Here is a 24,587-nt window from a genome sequence, read left to right on the forward strand (position 1 = left end):
ATTTGTAATCTTTAAAGGTAAACACAATTTCTATTTTTATGAAAGAGGATTACGTCAGAAGAAAAAAATTCTATCATAGACATATAGGACCGTCTTGTAATGAAATTAACGATATGTTGAAAGAATTGCAATGTTCCTCTATTAAGGATTTTATCAAAAAAACCATACCTAAAGAAATACGTTTAAAAAAAAAATTAAATCTACCCAATTCTATTTCTGAATATCAATATTTAAACCACATTTATAAAATCAGTAAAAAAAATAAAATTTACCGTTCCTATATAGGATTAGGATACCGTAATTCTATTACTCCAAGCGTTATTCAACGAAATATTTTAGAAAATCCAAGTTGGTATACTCCTTACACCCCTTATCAATCAGAAATATCTCAAGGACGTTTAGAAGCTTTGATCAATTTTCAAACTATGATTTCAGATCTTACTGGAATGAAAATAAGTAATGCATCCATGTTAGATGAATCTACAGCTGCTGCTGATGCAATGTTTATGATTTTTCAAGAAAAAATAAAAAGAAAACAGATCAATAATAACTATTCCTTTTTTGTTTCAGACGAAATCCTTCCACAAACTTTTGCAGTTTTAAAAACAAGATGTTTTGGTTTAGGAATACACATTATAAATGATACTCATAAGAATTTGCTGAAAAAAAAATATAAAGGAAAAAAAATATTTGGATTGATCATTTCTTATCCTTCTTGTTTAGGAGAAATATATGATTATAGTGAAACAATTGAATATGCAAAAAAAAACAATATATCAGTAATTGTTTCCGCAGATATTTTATCTTTATCCTTGTTAAAACCTCCTGGAGAATGGGGTGCGGATGTGGTTGTAGGATCTAGCCAATCTTTTGGTGTTCCTATGGGATATGGGGGCCCTCACGCTGCTTTTTTCTCTACTCATGAAAGATATAAACGTTTTATTCCTGGTAGAATAATTGGAATATCTGTAGACAGGCAAAACAGAAAAGCATTTCGCATGGCTTTACAAACTAGAGAACAACATATCAAAAGAGAAAAAGCTACTTCAAATATTTGTACATCACAAGTTTTGCCAGCTATTATGGCTTCTATGTATGCTTTATATCATGGAAAAGAAGGATTAATAGAAATAGCTAAAAGCATTCATGAATATGCTAAAAAATTAGAATTTTTATTAGTTAATAATATAAATAATCTTTATCAAGTGAACACATTTTATTTTGATACTATTAGAATCAAAACTGATTTTATAGACAAATTAAAAAAAGTTTCAGAGCGAAAAAAAACCAATTTCAGGTATGTAGATAAAAATCATCTAACTATTACTTTAGATGAAACCACATATAAAGAAGATATAGATCATATTTCATCTATATTTCATGAAGTTTATAAAAAAAGAAAAAAATATGATGATATAAAAAAAATTCATGAAAAATATAAAATTCCTAGTTCTTTAAAAAGAACTTCCGATTTTTTGAAACATGAAATTTTTCATAAATTTTATTCAGAAAATGAATTGATGCGTTATATAAAACGACTAGAAAAAAAAGATCTTTCTTTAAATCATTCTATGATTCCGCTTGGTTCATGCACAATGAAACTGAATGCTTCTACGGAATTATTTTCTTTAAGCCAACATGAGTGGAGGAATGTTCATCCTTTTGTTCCTAATCAACAAGCAATGGGATATCACTTTGTCATTCATAATTTAAAAAAATATTTAAAAGAAATAACTGGATTTTCTGGTATATCTTTACAACCTAATTCAGGAGCTCAGGGAGAATATGCTGGACTGATGGTTATAAAATCTTATCATCATTCATTACAAGAGTCCAAAAGGGATATAGCATTAATTCCTTCTTCTTCTCATGGAACTAATCCTGCTTCAGCAAAAATGGCAGGAATGAAAGTTATTTTAATTGCTACAAAAAATGATGGATCCATTGATAGAAATGATTTATTCAAAAAAGTGAAAGAATATAAAGATTTTTTATCTGTATTAATGATTACTTATCCTTCTACTTACGGAGTATATGAAAGAAATATTCAGGAGATCATAGATATCATTCATGAAAATGGAGGTCAAGTATACATGGATGGAGCAAATATGAATGCTCAAATTGGTTTAATCAAACCAGCACATTTGGGAGTGGATGTTTGTCATCTAAATCTTCATAAAACTTTTGCTATTCCTCATGGGGGAGGTGGCCCTGGAATGGGACCTATTTGTGTTGCTTCACATTTGAAACCTTTTCTTCCTAATCATCCTTTTTTTGAAAAGGGAGAAAAAGATAAATTGACGATATCCTCTTCTCCATATGGATCCTCTTTGATTCTTACAATTTCCTATGCTTATATTCGTTTATTAGGTCCAGATGGACTTAAAAAGTGTACAGAAATATCTATACTGAATGCAAATTATATAAAAGAAAAATTAAAAAGATTTTATAACATATTATATGTAGGAAAAAACAATGCAGTAGCACATGAATTAATTATAGATTGTAGGGTGTTCAAATCTCTAGAAATAGAGGTTGTAGACATAGCAAAAAGAATGATGGATTATGGATATCATGCTCCTACTATATCTTTTCCTGTAGAAGGATGTATGATGATAGAACCTACGGAAAGTGAATCTAAAGAAGAATTAGATCGTTTTATTGAAACACTTATTAATATACGTAAAGAGATTCAAGAAATTGAAGATGGGAAATTTTCTAAAAAAGAAAATGTATTCAAAAACGCTCCGCACAGTATAGAATTGCTAACTAATAATGATTGGAAATATTCTTATAGTAGAGAAAAAGCTGCATATCCATTATTTTGGGTTAGGAAAAGAAAATTCTGGCCATCAATCAGTCGTGTTGATGATGGATACGGAGATAGAAATTTGATATGTACATGTACTTAATTTTTTTAAAATTTTTTAAATTTAGAATATGGAGAAACATGAATAGAATCAAATAAATTTTTTTCATATTTCAATAATCCTGTGATAGCTATCATTGCTCCGTTGTCCGTGGTATATTTCTTTTTTGGAATAAAGATTTCCCATTTTTTGTTTTTTTTTGCAAAAGATATAAACATTCGTCTAATTTCAAAATTTGCGGAAACTCCACCTGCTAAAACTACTCTATAAATTCCAGTTTTTATAGTTGCTTTTTGTACTTTTTCTAAAAGAATTTCTGCTATCATTCTCTGGAGAGAAGCACAAATATCAGATAAGTTTTGTTTTATGAAAAATTGATTTTTTTCTAATTGTTTTTTAACAAATTGTAAAACATTACTTTGTAATCCACTAAAACTAAAATTTAACCCATTTACTGATGGTTTTGAAAAAACAAATTTATTGCAATTTCCATTTTTAGAAAAAAGTTCTATCATAGGTCCTCCAGGATAATGAAAACCCAATATTCTAGCTACCTTATCCAAGGTATTCCCTATAGAATCATCTAAAGTAGATCCTAATATTTCCATTTTGAAAAAATCATTTACTTTCACGATTTGAGTATGTCCTCCACTTATGACTAAACCTAAAAATGGAAATTTAGGATAAGAATTGTTCATATTAGCATTTTTTATGAAATGAGCAAGTATATGGGCTTGGACATGATTTACAGTTAATAAAGGAATATCTAACCCCATTGAAAAAGATTTTGCAAAAGAAGCCCCTACTAATAAAGATCCTATCAATCCTGGACCTAAAGTAAAAGATACGGCATCAATTTGATCTTTTTTAATCTTTGCTGAATCAATAGCTTGATTGACAGCTTTTATAATATTTTTTTCATGTAGTCTTGAAGCTAATTCTGGAACTACTCCTCCATATTTTTTATGGATATCTTGATGAATGATAATATTAGATAAGACATCTCTATTTTTAATAATAGAAACAGCCGTTTCATCACATGATGATTCTATACCGATAATAATAGGTTTTTTTTTCATAATAAAATAACAATATCTTTGATAATGAACAATGTTTTTTTGCATAAATTTTTCACCATAAAAAAAATAATTATTTTTTTGTTTTTTTTATTTGGATTCTTGATTATAAATATTTATGATCAAGAAAAAGTACAAGAAAAAGTATCAACGTTTTTTTTGAAAAAAGTAAGAGAAAAATTAGGTAATAAAATTTCTATAAAACATATTTCATTTAATTTTTTTGAAAAAGAACTTATTTTTTATGATGTCAAAATTAGAGATCATCATCATTTTTCTTTTATTCATTTATCTCAATGTAAAATATCCATTAATAATTTATTTTGTTTTATTTTCATCAATTCTAGACATTTAAATATAAAAAGTTTAATCATTGAAAATTCTTCTTTTTTTATAAGAAAATATTTCAAAGAAAAAGAAAATAATATCCTTTTTTTTATCAAAAATATTTTGATGAATCAAGAATTCAATAAAATGAATATCAAAATAATTACTTGTTCTAAGCTAAGGATCAACAAATCTCATTTGATCTATATAGATTCCAAAAAAAAATTCAATCATTTTTTTTCTAGTTATATAAAAAATATTCAAATCAAAAATCGACAAATAAAAGCTTCTATTTTTTCTTTTCAATCTCAAGAATTTATAAATAAAAAAAAATTTAGCATCAAAAACTTGTTTTGCAATTTAACATATGATTATCCTGCAAAATTAGAAATTCGTGATTTTTTTATAAAAACATACAGTAGTTTTCTAAGAGGATCCTTTTTTATTTTCAATGACGATAAAAAAAATAAAAAATTTTTTTCCAAAAAAAGCATACAATGTGAAATTTTTAAAGGATCAAAATTAGGACCTGATTTAGGAATTTTTTTTTCCAAAAAATGGTCTTCTAATTTTAGATTATTTATTCAGGGAAATATCAACGTAAAATTGAATGGTATGAATAAAAAACTTTTTCTATCTAATATTTTTATAAAGGATTTACAAGAAAATAGGCTGTTTGCAAAAAGTATTTATATTCATTTAAATCAAGAATGGAAAGAATTTAAATTTTTTAAAGCTTTTATTCAATTTTATCCTCATCAAATAAGTAAGATAATCCCATACAAATTCCATTCAAAGTTCAATTTTCTAAAAAAAGTTAATTTGAATTTTAAACAATGGATATACAAAGGTAATTTAATTTTTAGAGAGAAAATTGGAGGGGAAAAAAGAAATTTAAAAGTAGAAGGAACTATTCAAAATCATTTTTTTGTAGTTAAAGTATCAACTTTTATTGATTTTTTGAATCATAATCATGATGTTAAATATGTAAGTAAAATTTCAATTGAAAAAAAATATATTCTTTTTTTATTCAAAGTTTTATTCAAATACAATAAAAAAAGTTTTTTTTTAATTCCATCAGAAATTCCACTTTTTGTAAGTCAATGTTCATTATCTGATTTTTGGATTTTTATTAATTTAAAAGGAAAAATTCATTCACACTTTCAGAAAATCTATCTGAGAATAGATGACGATCAAAATCAAGTTCACAAAGGGATTAAAGTAATGTTAATCAACAATCAAAAATTTAAAAAAATTAGTATCAATGTATATGATATGATCATTGGTCAAATTTATGGACATTTTAAATGGGAACATTTATTAACTATTATCCAAAAAGAAATTTTTGATTTAAAAAATTCCTGTAAAAAAGAAATAGAATACGTGAATTTTAGTTTTCTGATAAAAAAATCCTTTTTCAATTTCATCAAACAGAAAAAAGATAGAAATACTTTTTCTGATATTCTAATTTCAGGAAAAAAAGAGAATAACGTATTTAAAACAATTTTTTTTACAGAAGAGGTTCAATGGAATGGAATTTCTTTTGATAAACTATTTATAATAATTAATTCTTCTTCTTTAAGAAAATTGATACAAATTGATACAGAAAAAATTACTTACAAAAATTTTTTTTCAAAGAAAATAAATGTATCTATTTTGAGTATAGAAAATTTTTGGATGATTAATTCTAAATTTTTTTTAAAATTAAAAAAACAGAAATACAAAGAACAAATCTTGAATTTTATTTGTCAAAATAAAAAAAATTTTTTCATTTTTTTTCCTTTACTTTCTAAATTAAATATCAATGGATATGATTGGAAAATTGATAATAACTTGGGAATAATAAAAATAGACCTTCTTAAAAGAAGATATACCATCAATAATATTATTTTATCTTCAGAAAAACAAGAAATTATTGTAAATGCGGATTTTATTGAAAAAAAGAAAAAAACATTTCAATTTTATTTCAAAGATGTGCAGTTAAAAAAAATTATATTTAAAAAAAATCTAGATGGTTTTGTAAACGGTTTTTTTTCCTATAAAAGGAAATATAATCAAATTGAACCTAATATACATGTAAAAATTACAAATTTTTCAATTGAAAAAAAAATTTTAGGAAACTTTTATGTTCATTCTTTTCATAAGAATAAAAATTATAAGATTAATGGAGTTCTTAAAAAAAATTATCATGACATATTGAAAATAGATGGAAATATTAACAACGAATCAAAAAATCAATCAATACTCGATTTCAATATCAATGTTAAAAACTTAAGAATGGATAATTTTTCCTTTTTTTGGAAAAAAATGAATAGTGAAGCAAGAGGTTTTTTGACAGGAAAAATAAAAATATTTGGGAATATAGACAATCCTCATTATTTTGGAAAATTAGAACTTAAAAAATTTGGAATCAAAATAAATTCTATTAATACAGATTATGAAATCACAAGTAGAGCTTATGTCAATATTGTTTCTGAATCCTGCATATCATTATCTTCTTCTTCTTTTAAGGATACTAAATATAATACTCAAGGGTATATAAATGGATGTTTCTTACACAATAATTTTATCAAATGGAATTTTGAATTATCCATAAACACAAATAATTTACTTGTTTTAGATACAAATGGAGAACGAAATCGTTTTTTATTTGGTAAAATATTCACTCATGGAAAAATTCAAATAACGAAAAAAGAAAATAAAGTTCACGTTTCTATGAATAATGGAAAAATTTTAAATTATTCTCATTTATACATTAATCCAAAAGGTCAAAAATTTAGAAATCAAAGAAATGCAAACAAAGATCACAAGGAAGATAATGATTTATTATCAATAGATATTAAAACAAATGTAAAAAGAAACACAAAAGTATCAATATTTTTAGACAAAAATTTAGAAAATTTTATTGAGTTAAAAGGAGAAGGTTCTCTTTTTTTAAAAAAAACATATAAAAAAAATGTTGAAACCAGTGGAAAATATTTTGTAATAGATGGATTATATCATTTTTCTACCCGAGAAAAAATACCAATTATAAAATTGGAAAAAGAATTTAAAATAAAACCAGGAGGTTTTATTACTTGGAAAAATAATTTTGATCAATCCAATATCAATTTAATTGCTTATGATACAAAGTATGTATCCAAAATTACTGAGTATATAAATTTTACAGAATATGCAATCCTTCATAAAGGAAGGATATTTACAGAATTAAGAATTAACATTTATGGAAAAATACAAAAGCCTAATATTAATATGGAAATTTTATTTCCTAAAAGTAATGAAGAAACTCAACAAAAATTATTTAATAAACTGAACTCTTTTGAGGAAAAAACAATACAATTTTTATCCATTCTAATATTAGGAAAATTTTTTCTAAAAAATGAGACCATAAAAAATTTTTTATACTTTTCTTTTTTCGAAATTTTTTTAAAAAAACTAAAGAAAATATTATTAGATTCATATATCAATCAATCTTTAAATATTAATAAAAAAGAAACGTTCAATTATTTTCTTTCTTCATCTCATAATAACAAAAATCTATCAAATGATAAGAATCATTGTCTCCTTCTATAGTAGGTAGTTTATTTACAAATAAATAAAATCAAATCATTATTGATATCATCTTATTGAAAAACAATAACCTATTTCTTAAAAAGAAAGTTTTGTATCTTGGTATTTTTAATACCTTTATTCAAAAAAAATAAAACAATGATTCTAAGATATAATACAGATGAAATAGACAATACCATTGTCAGAAAATTAAATATAAATGCTAGAACTCCATATACAGAGATCAGTAAACAGATTAGTGAAGAAATCAAACCACTGTCCGTTGGAACTGTTCATGTTAGAGTAAAAAAATTAGAAGATGCAGGTATTATAAAGGGAAGTACTTTGATTATTGGATATGAATCTTTGGGTTTTCATTTAATAGCTTTTGTAGGAATTTTATCAGATTCACGCGAGTCTAAATTAGTAAAAGAAGAATTAAAAAAAATTCCTAATGTAGTCCAATTATATATCACATCAGGAAAATACAATCTTTTTTGCAGAATTATTGCTAGAGATCCTTCAGATGCTAGAGATGTTATTTCTAAAATTGGAGAGATTAAAGGGGTTCTTAGAACGGAATCTACTATTTGTTTAGAAGAAAGCATTAATGATGAAAATAGATTATTATCCAATATTTTACAAAAACATCAATCATCTTATAAAAAAAAAACATGATGATATTATCTAATTGATAATTATTATAATTGTTTGATACTTCTTCTTGAAATCATAATTTCATCCTTCCGAAAAAATTGCATAGTTTCAATTTTTTAGGCAATGGCTAGCTTCTTAAAGTTTTATACATATAAAAATATTGCAGATAAGATTTTAGTTCCAATTATTGCAGTCTTATCATTGACATTTTTTTTCCCAAAAAAAGAGATTTTTCAATATGAATTTTCAAAGGGTAAAAATTGGACTTACAGAGATTTATTTTCTCCGTTTGACTTTGTTGTTCAAAAAAATAGTCAAGATCTAGATTTAGAAATAAAAAAATTGAAAGAAAATCAGAGAATATTTTTTATTCAAAACAAAAAAATAGTTAAAAACATAAAAAAAAAGCTAAAAAAAATTCCATTTCTAAAAAGAAGCAAATATTATTCCAGAATTGTTTATAAAACAGTGAACACTGTGTATAAATATGGATATATAGATTCTATTCCGGAACAAAATAAGATTTTTTGTTTTCAAAAAAACAAAAAATGGATTCCCATTTTATCCAAAAAAATTTATACTCACAAAAAGGTAAATGATGTTATTGAGAAAAATTTTTTGAAAAATAATAGTTATCGTGCAAAAATTCTAAAAAGAATTTTAAAAAAAATTATTGTTCCAAACTTTTTTTATAACCAAAATTATACTGAATTTTTTTTTCATGAAAGAATTAAATCTATCAGTAAAATAAAATATTCTTTTACAAAAGGAGATAAAATTATCAGAAATAATGAAATGATAGATGAAAAAAAATTTCAAGTTTTATCTTTTTTCAAAAAAGAATATGAAAATAAAGTATGGAACAAAAAAAAAGATTATTGTCTTATTATAGGATCTTTTTTAATAATTAGTATGATCTTCACTCTATTTATATTATATCTTTTTTATTTTCAAAATAAAATATTTCATAATAATAGAGAGATGAATTTTTTAATTATTAATATATTGCTCATATCATTGATTACTATTATAATTTTAAAATATCATTCCAAAATATTATATATAATTCCTTTTTGTATACTTCCTATAAGCATTCGCGCTTTTTTCAATTTTCACTTAAGCATCATTATTCACTTAACAACTATTTTATTATTGTCCTTAATTACACCAAATAGTTTCGAATTTGCTTTTCTTCAAGTCACTACAGGGTTTTTAGTCATGTTAACAAAAAAAAACATTTATAAAATGGCTAACCTTTTTATTGCTGTGGGAAAAATAACTATTACTTATATAATTACTTTTAGTTCACTTACTTTAATTCGTGAAGGGTCTTTAGAAAAAATTTCTTTTCATACTTTTTCATTATTCTTTTTTAATGGAGTTTTAACTTTATTTGTTCATCCATTAATATTTCTTTTCGAAAAATTATTAAATCTTACTTCTGATATTTCATTATTAGAATTATCGGATACAAACACTCCTATATTAAGATTATTGTCTCAAAAAGCTCCAGGGACTTTACAACATGTTTTAACAGTAGCAAATATTGCAGAAGAAGCAGCAGTTTCTATTGGAGCTCATTCATTATTGGTAAGAATAGGAGCTATTTATCATGATATAGGAAAAATAAAAAAATCAAAGTTTTTTAGTGAAAATCAATATAATATAATTAATCCACATGAAAAATTAAGTCCAAAAGAAAGTGCAAAAATTATTTTAGAACATGTTCCAATTGGAATTAAGCTAGCAAAGAAATATTATTTACCTGATTCTGTGACTGATTTTATACGCACACACCATGGAAATAGTATTATTCATTATTTTTACGAAAAACAAAAAGAAAAATTTCCAAATACAAAAGTGGATAAAAAACAATTCCAATATTCTGGACCTAAGCCTTTTTCCAAAGAAACGGCTATTGTTATGATAGCCGACTCTGTAGAAGCAGCTTCGAAAAGTATTAAAAATCCATCTTCTAAAGATTTGGAAGACTTGGTAGAAAATGTTATTAATAAACAAAAAAAAGAAAACCAGTTTTCTAATGCGGACATTACTTTAAAAGAAATAGAAAAAGTAAAAAAAGTTCTTAAAAAGAAACTAATAAATATTTATCATACTAGAATAGAATATCCTAATACCTAATTATTTGTTTATTTAATAGATCTCCTTTAGATTTGTATTCTTTCGGAGAGTTGCCGGAGTGGTTAACGGAACAGTTTGCTAAACTGTCGGTATATAAAATATCGCGTGGGTTCGAATCCCACATTCTCCGCAACAACGGGGTATAGCGTAGTTTGGTTATCGCGCCTGGTTTGGGACCAGGAGATCGTAGGTTCAAATCCTGCTACCCCGATCTGCAATTAGATCACGTGGCTCAAATGGATAGAGCAACTGCCTTCTAAGCAGTAGGTTACAGGTTCGAGTCCTGTCGTGATCATCTCTTTCCTTCTAGGACTTCATCTATCATTCCGTATTTTTTGGCTTCTTGAGAAGTCATCCAATAATCTCTATCTGAGTCTTTTTCTATTTTTTCAATAGGGACTTCCGAATGTTTCGATATAATTTCGTAAAGTTCTTTTTTCAACTTCAAAATTTCGCGAACTGTAATTTCAATATCTGAAGCTTGTCCTTGTGTCCCCCCTATAGGTTGATGGATCATGATTCTTGAATGTTTTAATGCAGATCTTTTATTTTTTACTCCTGCACAAAGTAAAACAGCTGCCATAGATGCAGCCATTCCAGTACAAATGGTAGCTACATCTGGTTCTACAATTTGCATGGTGTCATATATCCCTAATCCTGCATAAACATCTCCTCCTGGAGAATTAATATAAATTTGTATGTCTTTCACAGAATCTACAGACTGTAAAAACAATAATTGAGCTTGTACTATATTAGCTACTTGGTCTTCTATAGGAGTTCCTAAAAAAATAACTCGATCCATCATTAAACGAGAAAAAACATCCATTTGAGCTACATTTAGCTTTCTTTCTTCAACAATATAAGGTGTCATTGATTGAATAATATATTCATCTATCATTAAACTATTGATTTTTTTATGCTTAGTTGCATACAGCATAAATTCTTTTGAATTTTTTCGATAATCCATTTTCTTATGTTGAAAAATTTGATCAAAGTTACTCATAATTAATCTCTATTTCTATGCAAAACTTTGCAAAAAAATTTATACATACATAAAAAATACAGAAATTAGGAACTTTTAATTTTAAAAAAAGCATTGAATTTGTACAAAAAATTAGCAATACAAACAATTATCTATTCTATAGGATCAATTTTACCAAAAATTATTAATTATGCTTTTTTAAAATTTTTTACTGTTTCTTTAAAAAGAGAAGAATTTTCTCTTTATACAGATATGTATGCTTTATCTTTTATGGTTATAGGATTTCTTTCTTTTGGATTAGAAAATACTTATTTTAGATTTTTATATAAAAAAAATTACAACAAAGAAACTATTTTTTCAACGGGTGTTATAATACAATTATTGATTACCTCTTTTTTTTTAATTATTTCTGTTAACTCAATTAAATATTTAATTTCTATCGCTGGGTATCAGAATCATCCAGAATATTTTCTTATGTTCTTCTTAATCATATTTTTTGACACAATTTGTATTCTTCCTATGGCTTGGCTTCGTGCGAATGAAAAACCGTTAAAACACACTGTTATAAATATAATAAATATACTCATCCAATCATTTTTAATAATATATATGTTTTTTTGTTCTAACAATCTTTATATCAAAGGAACTTGTTTCTTTTTTATTTTTGAATGGATAAATTCGTTCACAGATAGAACAGGTTATATATTTTTTGCAAACATGATATCATCCTTAAGTAATTTATTTTTAGTGCTTCCTATTCTTTTCAAAAAAGTAATTCTAAAAAGATTTAACAAAATTCTTGCCAAAAAAATGTTAAATTATGGAATTCCTATTATGTTAGGAACTATTGCTTTTTCTATTAATGAAAATCTTGATAAAATATTGATCAAAAGATGGGTTTCCGATGAAATTAACGGATCTTATTCTGCTTGTTATAAAATAGCATCTTTTATGAGTTTGTATATCAGAATTTTTCGATTGGGAATCGAACCTTTTTTTTTTAAAAAATCAGTGGATTCTGATGCAAAATATTATTATGAAGAAATTAACTATATGTTTATTCTTTTCGGATTAATTTTTTATGTATTAATATGTGGAAATATCCCCATGTTTGTAGAATTTTTTATTGATCAAAAATATCACTTCGCAATGTCCATTATTCCTATAATAATGATGGGAAATTTATTTTTAGGAGTTTATACGAATCTATCCATATTTTATAAAGTAATAGATAAACCTATTATAGGAACTTATATCTCCTTAATAGGAGTATTAATCACTTTTTTATTTAATATTATTTTTATTTTAATTCCTAATAGTAGTTTTATGATCCCTGCTTGGGGAACTTTAGCATCGTATGGATGCATGTTAATCATTTTATACATTTGGGGGAAAAAAAAATTTTTTAAATTTTGTAGAAAAATAAGAAATATCATAATTCATTTTTTATTTGCAATTTTTTTAGTTATTGTGATCAATAAAAAGAAAGAAATGATGTTTAGCTTCTTTTTTCAATTCCTATATTTGACAATTATTTTATTTATTGAAAAAAAAAGATTGATTAATTTAATTAAATATTAAAAGTAGATTATCGTGTGATAAAAAATGGATACCAATTAACTTTAATTGCCAATATAGAAAAATCTATTTCCATTAATTTTATGGAAAGAAAATTGATATCAACAGGCATTTTTATTCAATTTCCTAAAAAAATTAAGTATCATTTTTTTTTGAAGAAAAAATTCATTGAAGCTATTTGCGTCATTCATATTACAAAAAATAAAAAAAATACGGTTTTATGTCAAGAAATTAAAATGATTATAACAAACGTTTTGTTTGAAACTATGAAAATTAGATCCAATGAAAAACTAGCTGTAGTAAACATATTTCAAGGAACCCAAATAAAATGGGAAAAATGTTCTATTTTAAATACAAGTATGAGAGGATGCAATAGTTTTGGAAGTACTGGGATATGAAAAAATAATACATATATAACAAATGATGTGATATGAAAATTATAATTCCTATGGCTGGAAAAGGATTGCGTTTGCATCCGCACACTTTAAGCACTCCAAAACCATTAATCCATATAGCAGGAAAAACAATTTTGAGAAGATTGTTGGAAAGTTTATCCGGAGTTATAAAAATTTTTTCTGTACAAGAAATTGTTTTCATTATAGGAAATGACGGAGAAAATATTGAAAAAAAATTAATCCAATTAGCTAATGAGATAGGAGTTAATCCTATTATCTATTATCAAATCACTCCACTTGGAACGGCAGATGCCTTGTTAAAAGCTAAAAATTCATTGAATGGAGGACCGATAATCATTATTTTTTCCGATACTTTATTTTATAATACTTCTTTGGAAAAGGAAATTACTAACAAAGTAGATAACATTATATGGACAAAAAAAGTTAAAAATCCTCATTCATTTGGAGTGGTAAAATGTGATTCTTCGGAAATTATTACTCATTTTATAGAAAAGCCAAATAATTATGTTTCTGATCTAGCAATCATCGGTCTTTATTATTTTAGAGATAGTCTTTTTTTAAGGAAAGAACTCCAATCTTTAGATAAAAAAAGAAAAAATGAACAAGAATATCAATTAACATCTGTTTTAGAAAATATGAGAAAAAAAGGAGAAAAATTTATCAGCAAACAAGTTCAAGAATGGATGGATTTTGGAAATAAAAAAAGAACCATTTCTTCTAATTCAAAAATATTATCTATAGAACACAATCATTCTCAATTGATTCATGAAAAAGCAATCATAAGAGATAGTTTAATTATAAAACCTTGTTCAATCGGAGAAAATACAAGCATTGAGAATAGCATCATAGGCCCTTATGTTTCAATAGGAAAAAATACAAAAGTAAAAAATAGTAATATAAGAAGATCTTTGATTCAGGACAATACAAAAATACAATATGCAAATTTGCATAATTCTATGATAGGAAATCACATCTATTATATCGAAAAAGCAAAAAAAGTAAGTTTAGGCGATTATTCTGTTTTCAATTAATAAAATCAAAATTCATAATTTTTTTTATATTTGATAAAAAATCCCGTTGAATGGATTTCATTTCTATTTTTTTAATACTACTTGGAACTTTTGGAACCACAGAAATTGTGGTGATTGTCATTCTTGCACTTTTACTTTTCGGTGGTAAAAAAATACCGGAATTAATGAAAGGATTAGGGACAGGATTGAAAGAATTCAAAAAAGCTTCTGAAGGAAAAGATTCAGAATCTGAAAAAGAATAAAAAAATTTATTTCATTTTACGTTTGTTCATTCGTACTTTTTTTCTACAATTTGAGATAATGGCAACGATAACGATAAAAAATATTATGTTTTTTATGCTCATATTAAAAAGTTTGATTGTTCAATCTGCATCAAAGCACTTTTTGGAACAAAAAAATGTAATTAATTTTCATAAAGATATTTTTGATAAAAAATTAGATTTAAATAACATTTATACAGAAAAATTATGGAAAAAAATGCTTGTAGGGAAAAAAAAATCTTTATCTAGTAAGAAATTATCTCATAAAAAAAATATTGTTATTACTAATATAGATTCTGAAAAACTTCAATTAAGATTGAATTTTTTAAATAAAAGATCTAAAACTAAGATGCTTAAATACAACAGCATAGTGCATGCTTCTGTAGAAAGTTATCTTCGTATGGGAAAATATATAGAAAAAATTATTTCATTGTCAGATTTTTATTTTCCTATGTTTGAAGAAAAACTTGAAAACTATCGTCTTCCAAAAGAATTAAAATATTTAGCTATTATAGAATCAAATTTAAATCCTGTTATTACCTCCAAAGCAGGAGCTCAAGGAATTTGGCAATTCATGCCTGAAACTGGAAAAATATATGATCTCAACATTAATAATATTTATGATGAAAGAAATGATCCTGTCAAATCAACGGAAGCAGCTTGCCGTTATTTAAAATTTCTATATAAAAAAATAGGAAATTGGGAATTAGTCTTAGCTGCTTATAATGCTGGTCCAGGTACTGTAGATAAAATATTGCAAAATCATCAAAACAGAAAAGATTTCTGGGGTTTATGGGAATTTTTTCCAAAAGAAACTCAAAATTATGTTCCAAAATTTATTGCCATTAATTATGTAATGAATTACTATAAGGAACACAATATTTACACATATCGCTCCTATCCCTACAAATATAAATATAAAGAAACAGTCCTAATCCCTGTCAAAGAAACAATTTCTTTGAAATTTTTTGCCTATAGTTTAAATATGTCTTATCAAGATTTAATTCTTCTAAATCCACAATATCTTGTGGATCTTATTCCTCCTGGAAATAAGTTTTTTTTGAGATTGCCAAAAAACAAAGTTTCCTTTTTAAAAAAAAAATAGGGAAGCATATATTATTATAATAACTAAAGTTTCCTTAACATTTTCAAAATTATGAACGAAAAAATTGAACAAAAAAGAAAATCTTTAGAACTTGTTCTAGAAAAAATGGATAAAATATATGGGAAAGGAACTGTTATGCGAATGGGAGATTCTCATATAGGAAATTTAGAAATTGTTTCTTCTGGATCTTTAAGTTTAGATATAGCTTTGGGAATAAAAGGATTTCCAAAAGGTCGTATTATTGAAATATTTGGACCAGAATCTTCAGGAAAAACTACTTTAGCATTACATGCAATAAATCAATCTCAAAAATTAGGAGGTTTTGCTAGTTTTATTGATGCTGAACATGCTTTTGATTGTCTTTATGCTCAAAAAATAGGAGTTAACATCAAAGAATTAATAATCTCTCAACCAGATAATGGGGAACAAGCGCTTGAAATAGTAGATAATTTAATTAGATCTGGTGTTATTGATATGATCGTGGTTGATTCTGTGGCAGCTTTAACTCCTAAAAGTGAAATAGAAGGAGAAATGGGTGATTCTAAAATAGGATTACAAGCTAGATTAATGTCTCAAGCTTTGAGAAAGCTAACTTCTAGTATAGGAAAATCAAAAAGCATACTCATATTTATTAATCAATTAAGAGAAAAAATCGGAGTTTATGGAAATCCGGAAGTTACAACAGGCGGAAATGCCTTGAAATTTTATTCATCAATTCGATTAGACATCCGAAAAGGAAATCAAATTAAGAATGGAGAAAAAATATTAGGAAATAGAACAAAAGTAAAAGTAGTGAAAAATAAACTTTCTCCTCCTTTTAAAATTGCTGAATTTGATATAATGTACGGTGAAGGTATTTCAAAAATAGGTGAAATACTGGATTTAGGAGTTGATTTAGGAATTATTAAAAAAAATGCATCTTGGTTTAGTTATGGAGACATGAAATTAGGTCAAGGAAGAGATTCTGTCAAAGAATTTTTAAAAGAAAAGAAAAACATTATAAATGAAATACAAAAAAATATAATAAATCAATATATTCAAAAATAGAAAGTGATATGAAAATTACTTTTTTAGGAACTGGAAACTCTCAGGGTATTCCTATTATTGGATCTAAACATCCAGTGTGTTTGTCTAAAAATCCAAAAGATAAGAGACTTAGAAGTTCTGTTTTAATTGAGAAAGACAAAAAATTTTTTTTAATAGATTGTGGTCCAGATTTTCGTTATCAAATGTTGCGAAGCAATCATGAAAGATTGGATGCTATTTTTCTTACACATGAACATCATGATCATATAGGAGGATTAGATGATATAAGACCGTTTTCTTTTAATATGAATAAACCCATACCTGTTTATGGATTACGTAGAGTTTTAGAGAATTTAAAAAAAAGATTTTTTTATATCTTTTCAGAAAATCATAAATCGAATACATCAAGAATATCCATACATGAGTTAGATAGTTATAAAGATTTCTTTATTGTAGAAGATTTTAAAGTTTTTCCTTTATCCATATGGCATGGAGATCTTCCTATTTTAGGTTTTCGTATAGAAAATTTTGCATACATTACAGATGCAAGCAGTATTCCTCTTCAAACAATTCAACAATTAAAAGAATTAGACATTTTAGTTTTAAATTTTTTAAGAAAAGCACCAAAATATCCTTATCACTTTACGCTATACAAATCTTTGAATGCAATTCAAAAAATTCGTCCTAAAAAAACTTATCTCACACACATTAGTCATATGATTGGGTTTCATGAAGAAATAGAAACACGATTACCAGAAGATGTCTACCTAGCTTATGATGGATTAATCATATATGAAACATAAAATATTTTTCATTTAAATACAATTTATTTACTATTGATTTATTTAGAATAACTCGTTTTTATATTTATTAAATACAATTAAAATAATATGCAAACGTTAAAAAAAATTTTTTTTTCCACAAAAATAACTTCTTTTTTATTTTTATTGTTGGCTATATCTATGGCTATAGCTACTTTTCTGGAAAAGAAATTTTCTACTGATGTCGCCAAAATATTTATTTATGAATCTACTTGGTTTGAAATAACAATGTTATTAATTACAATCAATCTGATAGGAAATATATGGAAATATAAATTATGGAATTATGATAAATTTCCTCTTTTTATTTTTCATTTATCATTTGTATTTATCTTCATAGGAGGAATTTTTTCTAGATATTATAGTTTTGAAGGAATAATGTCTATAAGGGAAGGTGAAATTAATAGAAAAATCATTTCTAGAAAAAATTACATAAAATTAAAAATTAATCAAGGAAACTATACTAGATTTTATCATGATCCTTATATTCTTTCTTATTATCATAAAAGATATAAAAGAAAATTTTTATTTAAAGATAATCCTTTAAAAATAAGAATTATAGATTATATTCCATGTGCTAAAGTTATTTTTTCGAAAAAAAAACCAGAAGAAAAAATTATAAAGATTGTTTCAAACAATCAAAAAGGAAGAACGGAAAATTTTATTAAAAATGGAAATATAACGAAAATAAACGGTGTAATATTTTCTTTAAATAAAAAAATACCTTCAGGTATACAAATTGTTGAAAAAAATAACAAATTATTTTTAATATCTTCTTTTTCAGGAGAATATATAAATATGATTAGTAAAAAAACTTATTTTTTACTCAAAAATACTTTTGATGTTTTAAAAATAAAACATTTGTATCGAATGAAAACAGATCATGGAATGATGCAGTGGGTTATTCCTGAAAAAATTATGAAAGGAAAATTAGAATATATCAAATCATGTGAAAAAGAAGAAAATAATAATTTATTAAGTGCTATTACGGCAGAAATATCTTTTCGAGATCAATCCAAATTAGTAACCTTTTTAGGAGGAAAAAATACAATAAAAATGAGTGATCCTTTATTATTTAAGGATTGTAAAATATCCATCGGATATGGATCTATATTTTGGAATCTTCCTTTTTTATTGCGATTAAATAATTTTAAAATAGAAAATTATCCAGGGTCTGAATTTCCTTCATCTTTTATGAGTCATATCACACTTATAGACAAAAAAAAGAAAATAAATCATTTTATTTACATGAACAATGTTCTCAACTATAAGGGATATAGATTTTTTCAATCTGGATATGATCCTGATGGAAAAGGGACTCATTTTTCTGTTAATAATGATTATTTAGGAACCTATTTTTCCTATGTAGGTTATTTTTTGATGAGTATAGGGATGTTTTTTACTTTATTTTGGAAAGGAACTAGATTTAATTATTTGAAAAATAAATTGAAAAATTTATATAATAAAAATCATTCAATGCTATTTTTCATATTATTTCTATTGTTAGGAAATAATTATGTTTCTTTTACTAAAACACACAATCAAATACATGAATTAAAAAAAATTCCTTTAGAAAATGTTTCTGACGCTATTCATATTCCTAAAAAACATAGTGAAAATTTTGGACGTTTATTAGTACAAGATCATAAAGGAAGAATAAAACCTGTCAATACTATAGCTATTGAACTTCTTAGAAAAATACATAAAAGAAATTCTATAGAAAATCTAGATGCCAATCAATGGTTTATCTCTATGCATCAAGATAATATATTTTGGACAAAAATACCTTTTATTAAAGTAGATAAAAAAGGAGGATATCAATTTTTAAATAAAGTAAAAGCAAATCAAGAATACTATGTTTCTCTGATAGATCTTTATATTTTAGATCCAAAAACATCAAGATTAAAATTTGTACTTCAAGAAGACTATGAAAAAGCTTTTTCTAAAAATCCTATGCAAAGAGACGAGTATGATAAAGCAGTACTCAGTCTTAGTGAACGTGTAGGAATTATTCATGAGATTTTTCAAGGAAAATATATTCGCATTTTTCCTATACCAAATGATAGGAATCATACTTGGTCTAGTTGGATTATATCAGATTCAAACAGATTAAACCTTTCAGGTTTTTCTATGTTTAATAATTACCTAAAATCTTTATTTGATGCTCAAAATGAAAAAAATTGGCGAATTGCAGATAATGAAATCAAAAAAATACGACTCTATCAAATAAAACATTCTAAATCTATTTTACCTTCGAAAAAAAAAATATCCATAGAAATTATTTATAATAAACTCAATATATTTTATGTTTTATCTTTTTTATATGTTTTTTTGGGAATAGTTATTATTATTAATTCTTTTTTGATAATTTTTTTTCAAAAAAAATATATGTATTTTTTTTCTAAAGTGTTTTTTTTCATTTTATCTGTTTTATTTGTTGCAAATTTTCTAGGTTTAATTTTTAGATGGTATATTTCTGAACATGCTCCATGGACTAATGGATATGAATCTGCTATTTTTATTAGTTTTTGTTTAGTTGGAATAGGTTTTATATTTTATAAAAATCAATTTGTTTCAGGAATGACAACCTTAATAGCATCTATTTTATTAATGATAGCACATGGAAATACAATGGATCCAGAAATAACAAATTTAGTACCAGTTTTAAAATCTCATTGGTTGATTATACATGTGGCAACAATAACAACCAGTTATGGTTTTTTTTTCACAGGATCATTTTTAGGATTTTTTGTATTAATCTTATATATATTAAAAGCATATTTCCATTATTATAGTAAAATAATTCAAATTCATATTGAAAAATTAACTATTATTAATGAAATGTGTCTTACCATAGGACTTTTTTTATTAACAATAGGAACTTTTTTAGGTTCTGTTTGGGCAAATAATAGTTGGGGACGTTATTGGAGTTGGGATCCAAAAGAAACTTGGGCTCTGATTAGTATTATGGTTTATGCTTTTGTATTACATATCCGATTGATTCCATTCATGAAAAGTATATTTGCTTTTAATTTTTACAGCATATTGTCAATAAGTTCTATTATTATGACTTATTTCGGAGTCAATTATTATTTGTCTGGATTACATTCTTATGCTAAAGGAGATCCTGTTTCTGTTCCTTTTTGGATATATTATAGTTTATTAATTTTGTTTCTTGTCACAGGTTTTGCTTATTATTCTGCAAAATTTCATAACATTACAAAAATAGATAAAAATAAACAGTGAATTTTCATTCATCTTTTTTTAAGAAAACAAAAAAAAAAGAAAGCACTCTATTTAGAGATGCATTTGGAAATTTACATTTTATAAAACGTTTTTTAATTTTCACTTTTGGTTGCATTTCTTATAATCGTTATAATGGATTTAATCAATTACAATTAAAAGGAACGGAATATCTTAAAGATCTGCCTGACAAAAGAGTTTTATTTGTTTCAAATCATCAAACTTATTTTGCAGATGTTTTTGCTATGTTTCATGTTTTTTGTAGTGTAAAAAATGGATTTATAAATAGCATAAAGAATCCCATTTATCTTTTGAATCCCAAAGTGAATCTGTACTATGTAGCGGCTCAAGAAACCATGTCTCAAGGTATTTTAACAAAGTTATTTGCTTATTCTGGAGGAATTACTGTGAAAAGAACATGGAAAGAAGGAGATAAAAGAGTAAATCGTTCTGTGAATATATCTGAGATAACTCGTATGGGAATAGCTCTTAATGATGGATGGTTAATTACTTTTCCACAAGGAACTACCCAAGCATTTGCACCTGGACGAAGAGGAATTGTTCATGTGATCAGAAAATATAATCCTATTGTTGTTCCTATTGTAATTGATGGATTTCAAAAAGCTTATGATAAAAAAGGAATTCGAATTAAGAAAAAGGGGGTATTACAGAAAATGAAATTTAAAGAACCTATTCAATTAGATTTAAAAAAAGAAACCACTGAGAATATTATGGAAAAAATCATGGATGCTATAGAACAGTCCCCAAAATATTATAAAAAAAACAATAATGATGTATTATGAAATACAAATTGATAAGAGATACTTTTCTTGATTTTTTTCAAAAAAAGAAACATAAAATTATTTCTTCTTTTCCTATTCATTCAAAAAATGACCCGACCCTTTTTTTTATCAATGCAGGGATGAACCCTTTTAAAGATTATTTTTTAGGACATGTCAAGCCTGATTATTCAAGAATAGTCAATATTCAAAAATGTCTTCGAGTAACTGGAAAACACAATGATTTGGAAAATGTTGGATATGATAATTATCATCACACTATGTTTGAGATGTTAGGAAATTGGTCTTTTGGAGATTATTCCAGAAAAGAAACAATAGAATGGGCTTGGGAGTTATTAATTGAAGTCTATAATATACCAAAAGAAAATATTTACATATCTGTTTTTATTGGAGACGAAAAAGAAGGATTATCCATGGATCATGAAACTTTAAAGTTTTGGAAAACTTTAATAAACAAAGATAATATTCTTTTTTTTGGAAAAAAAGAAAATTTTTGGGAAATGGGATTGACAGGGCCTTGTGGACCTTGTTCAGAAATTCATATAGATTTACGTAATGAAAAAGAAAAAAAAATACTACCTGGAAAATATCTTATTAACAAAAAACATCCAAAGGTGATAGAAATTTGGAATCTTGTTTTTATAGAATTCTTACGTAAATCAGATGGAACATTAGAAAAACTACCGATAAAACATGTTGACACGGGAATGGGATTGGAGAGATTATGTATGGTATTGCAAGGAAAATTTTCTAACTATGAAACAGATATTTTTTTTCCAATTATTCAGAATATAAAAGAATCTTTGGGAAAAATTTATAAAGAAGATTTTAATCAAAAAGTGTCCATACATATAATAGCAGATCATTTGAGGGCCATTGTTTTTTCTATTTCAGATGGTCAATTGCCATCAAATAATGGAGCTGGTTATGTTATAAGACGAATTTTAAGAAGAGCCGTAATTTATGTGATCCGTTTTTTATATAAAAAGGAGCCTTTTATTTATCAATTTGTAGATTCTTTAGTGAGAGAAATGAAAATTTCTTTTCCAGAATTGGAAAAAAAAAGAAAATACATCAAAAATGTGATTTTTGAAGAAGAATTTTCTTTTTTAAGAGTTATTGAAAAAGGAAGTCATAAAATTCAATATATCATAGAAAAAACTAAAGAAAAAAATGAAAATATTATTGATGGAAAAATCATTTTTCAATTATATGATACTTATGGGTTCCCTATACAGTTATCTAAAATGTTAGTTGAAAAAAATAATTTATCAATTGATGAAAATTTATTTCATAAAAAATTGTTAGAACAAAAAAATAGATCAAAAAAAGAAAATAATACAATAGAAAAAAAAGATTGGATAAAAGTACATCATCATCAATTTATTCATGAAAATGTAAATTTTGTAGGATATGATATAACAGAATGTGATGTATCAATTTTAAAATACAGAGAAATAGAAAACAAATTAGAGAAAACTTATTATTATGAGTTAGTCTTTTCAAAAACTCCTTTTTATCCTGAAGGAGGTGGACAGTTGGGAGATACTGGATTAATAAAAAGCAAAACTGATGAAATTATTATTTTCAATACTAAAAAAGAAAATTCCATTATCATACATTCTGCTCAAAAATTTCCTTCAGATGTTCATTCTTCTTTTAAGGCTATAGTTGATAAAAATAGAAGATCAGAAATTGAAAAAAATCATACTTCTACTCATTTATTACATTTTTCTTTAAAAAAAATCTTAGGAAATCATATTCAACAAAAAGGTTCTTATGTAGGAGATGATTATTTACGATTTGATTTTTCTCATTATCAAAAAATAACTGTTGAAGAATTGCATAAGATAGAAAATCTAGTCCAAGAATTAATTTTCTCTGATCTTATTCTAAAAGAAGAAAAATTTTCTTCCTTGCAAGAAGCTAAAAAAAACACTTCTTTTTATAAGAGTGAAACATTCGAAAATAAATACAAACAAGAAGTGAGAGTGATAACTTTTGGAAAGTCGTCTGAATTATGTATTGGGACACATGTCAAAAATACTGGATTAATTCAAATTTTTAAAATAATATCAGAATCTTCTGTATCATATGGAATACGAAGAATTAAGGCAATAACTTCAAAAAAAGCAATACAATACTTAAAATCAATTCATGATCAATATCAATCTTTAAAAAAGATGATGAAATATCCGGAATCTCCTTTAAAAAATTTCATCATTTTACAAAATGTAAATAAAGAATTAAAGAAAGAAATATCAGAAATACGTTTGCAGCAAATTAAAGCACTCAAAAAAGAATATTCTTTAAAAGCTATTCAACTATCTTCAATTAACTATATATGTGATCTTGATCAAGAAAAAGAATTGAATATGAATCTTATTAAGAAAATTGTTTTGGATTTAAGACATGAAATCTCTAATTTATTTATGATTGTAGGATTCCTAAAAGGTAAAAAACCAGTTATTTTTATATCTATTTCCGATTCTGTCATTCAAAGAAAAAATATTCATGCTCATAAAATAATATGTAAAATGGCATCTTATATACATGGAAAATGTTGGGGAAAGTCTTTTTTCGCTACAGCTATAGGAACTGAAAAAAGTGGATTTAACTTGATTTTAAAAGATACAATAGCTATAAAAAATCATTTAAAATAAACTTTGATAGATATTTAAAATGTTTAAATTTGAAGTAAAAA

At 25.1% G+C, this 24,587-nt stretch carries 16 protein-coding genes and 3 tRNA genes; 17 read left to right on the top strand and 2 right to left on the bottom strand.

The window, feature by feature from the left end:
* Window positions 1-38 precede the first annotated feature (38 nt).
* Complete coding sequence (gene gcvP, locus H0H67_RS00125) at window positions 39-2,912, top strand: aminomethyl-transferring glycine dehydrogenase (RefSeq protein ID WP_185859341.1); 2,874 nt, start codon at window positions 39-41, stop codon at window positions 2,910-2,912.
* A gap of 5 nt (window positions 2,913-2,917) precedes the next feature.
* On the opposite strand, the gene tsaD is transcribed toward gcvP, so the two are convergent.
* The gene (tsaD, locus tag H0H67_RS00130; RefSeq protein ID WP_185859342.1) at window positions 2,918-3,949 is read right to left on the bottom strand and encodes a tRNA (adenosine(37)-N6)-threonylcarbamoyltransferase complex transferase subunit TsaD; all 1,032 of its coding nucleotides are present in this window, start codon (window positions 3,947-3,949) and stop codon (window positions 2,918-2,920) included.
* A gap of 24 nt (window positions 3,950-3,973) precedes the next feature.
* Between tsaD and H0H67_RS00135 the strand changes: the two genes are divergently transcribed.
* The 6 genes from H0H67_RS00135 (at window position 3,974) to H0H67_RS00160 (ending at window position 10,916) form a co-directional block, all read left to right on the top strand.
* Window positions 3,974-7,846, top strand: coding sequence for a translocation/assembly module TamB domain-containing protein (locus tag H0H67_RS00135; protein ID WP_185859343.1), 3,873 nt, complete (start codon window positions 3,974-3,976; stop codon window positions 7,844-7,846).
* 135 nt (window positions 7,847-7,981) lie between these two features.
* On the top strand, window positions 7,982-8,500 hold the full coding sequence (locus tag H0H67_RS00140) for an Lrp/AsnC family transcriptional regulator (RefSeq protein ID WP_185859344.1): 519 nt from the start codon (window positions 7,982-7,984) through the stop codon (window positions 8,498-8,500).
* A 102-nt stretch (window positions 8,501-8,602) separates the two neighbouring features.
* Window positions 8,603-10,621, top strand: coding sequence for an HD family phosphohydrolase (locus H0H67_RS00145; RefSeq protein WP_185859345.1), 2,019 nt, complete (start codon window positions 8,603-8,605; stop codon window positions 10,619-10,621).
* 44 nt (window positions 10,622-10,665) lie between these two features.
* Window positions 10,666-10,751: transfer RNA gene (locus H0H67_RS00150), tRNA-Ser, on the top strand.
* A gap of 6 nt (window positions 10,752-10,757) precedes the next feature.
* A tRNA-Pro gene (locus H0H67_RS00155) sits at window positions 10,758-10,832 on the top strand.
* Between the two features lie 10 nt (window positions 10,833-10,842).
* Window positions 10,843-10,916 (top strand) — tRNA-Arg (locus H0H67_RS00160).
* Here H0H67_RS00160 and clpP read toward each other — a convergent pair.
* On the bottom strand, window positions 10,914-11,588 hold the full coding sequence (clpP, locus tag H0H67_RS00165) for an ATP-dependent Clp endopeptidase proteolytic subunit ClpP (protein WP_185859582.1): 675 nt from the start codon (window positions 11,586-11,588) through the stop codon (window positions 10,914-10,916). The genes H0H67_RS00160 and clpP overlap by 3 nt on opposite strands.
* A gap of 135 nt (window positions 11,589-11,723) precedes the next feature.
* Here clpP and H0H67_RS00170 point away from each other — a divergent pair, with 135 nt between their 5' ends.
* From H0H67_RS00170 to alaS, 10 genes are all read left to right on the top strand, one after another.
* Window positions 11,724-13,184 carry a lipopolysaccharide biosynthesis protein gene (locus H0H67_RS00170; RefSeq protein WP_394366805.1) on the top strand — a complete coding sequence of 487 codons (1,461 nt, stop codon included), beginning with the start codon at window positions 11,724-11,726 and terminating at the stop codon, window positions 13,182-13,184.
* A 14-nt stretch (window positions 13,185-13,198) separates the two neighbouring features.
* Window positions 13,199-13,579, top strand: a complete 381-nt coding sequence (locus H0H67_RS00175) for a dCTP deaminase/dUTPase family protein (protein ID WP_185859347.1) — start codon at window positions 13,199-13,201, stop codon at window positions 13,577-13,579.
* 32 nt (window positions 13,580-13,611) lie between these two features.
* Window positions 13,612-14,628: a sugar phosphate nucleotidyltransferase gene (locus tag H0H67_RS00180; protein WP_185859348.1), complete on the top strand. Its 1,017-nt coding sequence runs from the start codon at window positions 13,612-13,614 to the stop codon at window positions 14,626-14,628.
* 50 nt (window positions 14,629-14,678) lie between these two features.
* Complete coding sequence (locus H0H67_RS00185) at window positions 14,679-14,870, top strand: Sec-independent protein translocase subunit TatA/TatB (RefSeq protein ID WP_185853366.1); 192 nt, start codon at window positions 14,679-14,681, stop codon at window positions 14,868-14,870.
* Window positions 14,871-14,928: 58 nt separating this feature from the next.
* Complete coding sequence (locus H0H67_RS00190) at window positions 14,929-15,993, top strand: lytic transglycosylase domain-containing protein (protein ID WP_185859349.1); 1,065 nt, start codon at window positions 14,929-14,931, stop codon at window positions 15,991-15,993.
* A 51-nt stretch (window positions 15,994-16,044) separates the two neighbouring features.
* The gene (gene recA, locus H0H67_RS00195) at window positions 16,045-17,040 is read left to right on the top strand and encodes a recombinase RecA (RefSeq protein WP_185859350.1); all 996 of its coding nucleotides are present in this window, start codon (window positions 16,045-16,047) and stop codon (window positions 17,038-17,040) included.
* Between the two features lie 8 nt (window positions 17,041-17,048).
* Window positions 17,049-17,822: an MBL fold metallo-hydrolase gene (locus H0H67_RS00200; protein WP_185859351.1), complete on the top strand. Its 774-nt coding sequence runs from the start codon at window positions 17,049-17,051 to the stop codon at window positions 17,820-17,822.
* Window positions 17,823-17,909: 87 nt separating this feature from the next.
* Entirely contained in the window at window positions 17,910-21,086 is a 3,177-nt protein-coding gene (gene ccsA, locus H0H67_RS00205) for a cytochrome c biogenesis protein CcsA (RefSeq protein ID WP_185859352.1), read from the top strand.
* Entirely contained in the window at window positions 21,083-21,886 is an 804-nt protein-coding gene (locus tag H0H67_RS00210) for a lysophospholipid acyltransferase family protein (protein WP_185859353.1), read from the top strand. Before ccsA ends, H0H67_RS00210 begins: the two co-directional genes overlap by 4 nt.
* The gene (gene alaS, locus H0H67_RS00215; protein ID WP_185859354.1) at window positions 21,883-24,546 is read left to right on the top strand and encodes an alanine--tRNA ligase; all 2,664 of its coding nucleotides are present in this window, start codon (window positions 21,883-21,885) and stop codon (window positions 24,544-24,546) included. Before H0H67_RS00210 ends, alaS begins: the two co-directional genes overlap by 4 nt.
* The last annotated feature ends 41 nt before the right edge of the window (window positions 24,547-24,587 follow it).

The sequence above is a fragment of the Blattabacterium cuenoti genome (assembly GCF_014251575.1).
Taxonomy (GTDB): domain Bacteria; phylum Bacteroidota; class Bacteroidia; order Flavobacteriales; family Blattabacteriaceae; genus Blattabacterium; species Blattabacterium cuenoti_N.

Excerpts from the sequence above, each read along its gene's own strand:
- clpP (WP_185859582.1), bottom strand. The coding sequence starts at position 11,588 with ATGGATTATCGAAAAAATTCAAAAGAATTTATGCTGTATGCAACTAAG.
- H0H67_RS00180 (WP_185859348.1), top strand. The coding sequence starts at position 13,612 with ATGAAAATTATAATTCCTATGGCTGGAAAAGGATTGCGTTTGCATCCG.
- H0H67_RS00200 (WP_185859351.1), top strand. The coding sequence starts at position 17,049 with ATGAAAATTACTTTTTTAGGAACTGGAAACTCTCAGGGTATTCCTATT.
- H0H67_RS00135 (WP_185859343.1), top strand. The coding sequence starts at position 3,974 with ATGAACAATGTTTTTTTGCATAAATTTTTCACCATAAAAAAAATAATT.
- H0H67_RS00185 (WP_185853366.1), top strand. The coding sequence starts at position 14,679 with ATGGATTTCATTTCTATTTTTTTAATACTACTTGGAACTTTTGGAACC.
- gcvP (WP_185859341.1), top strand. The coding sequence starts at position 39 with ATGAAAGAGGATTACGTCAGAAGAAAAAAATTCTATCATAGACATATA.
- tsaD (WP_185859342.1), bottom strand. The coding sequence starts at position 3,949 with ATGAAAAAAAAACCTATTATTATCGGTATAGAATCATCATGTGATGAA.
- H0H67_RS00140 (WP_185859344.1), top strand. The coding sequence starts at position 7,982 with ATGATTCTAAGATATAATACAGATGAAATAGACAATACCATTGTCAGA.
- alaS (WP_185859354.1), top strand. The coding sequence starts at position 21,883 with ATGAAATACAAATTGATAAGAGATACTTTTCTTGATTTTTTTCAAAAA.
- H0H67_RS00145 (WP_185859345.1), top strand. The coding sequence starts at position 8,603 with ATGGCTAGCTTCTTAAAGTTTTATACATATAAAAATATTGCAGATAAG.
- ccsA (WP_185859352.1), top strand. The coding sequence starts at position 17,910 with ATGCAAACGTTAAAAAAAATTTTTTTTTCCACAAAAATAACTTCTTTT.
- recA (WP_185859350.1), top strand. The coding sequence starts at position 16,045 with ATGAACGAAAAAATTGAACAAAAAAGAAAATCTTTAGAACTTGTTCTA.
- H0H67_RS00190 (WP_185859349.1), top strand. The coding sequence starts at position 14,929 with ATGGCAACGATAACGATAAAAAATATTATGTTTTTTATGCTCATATTA.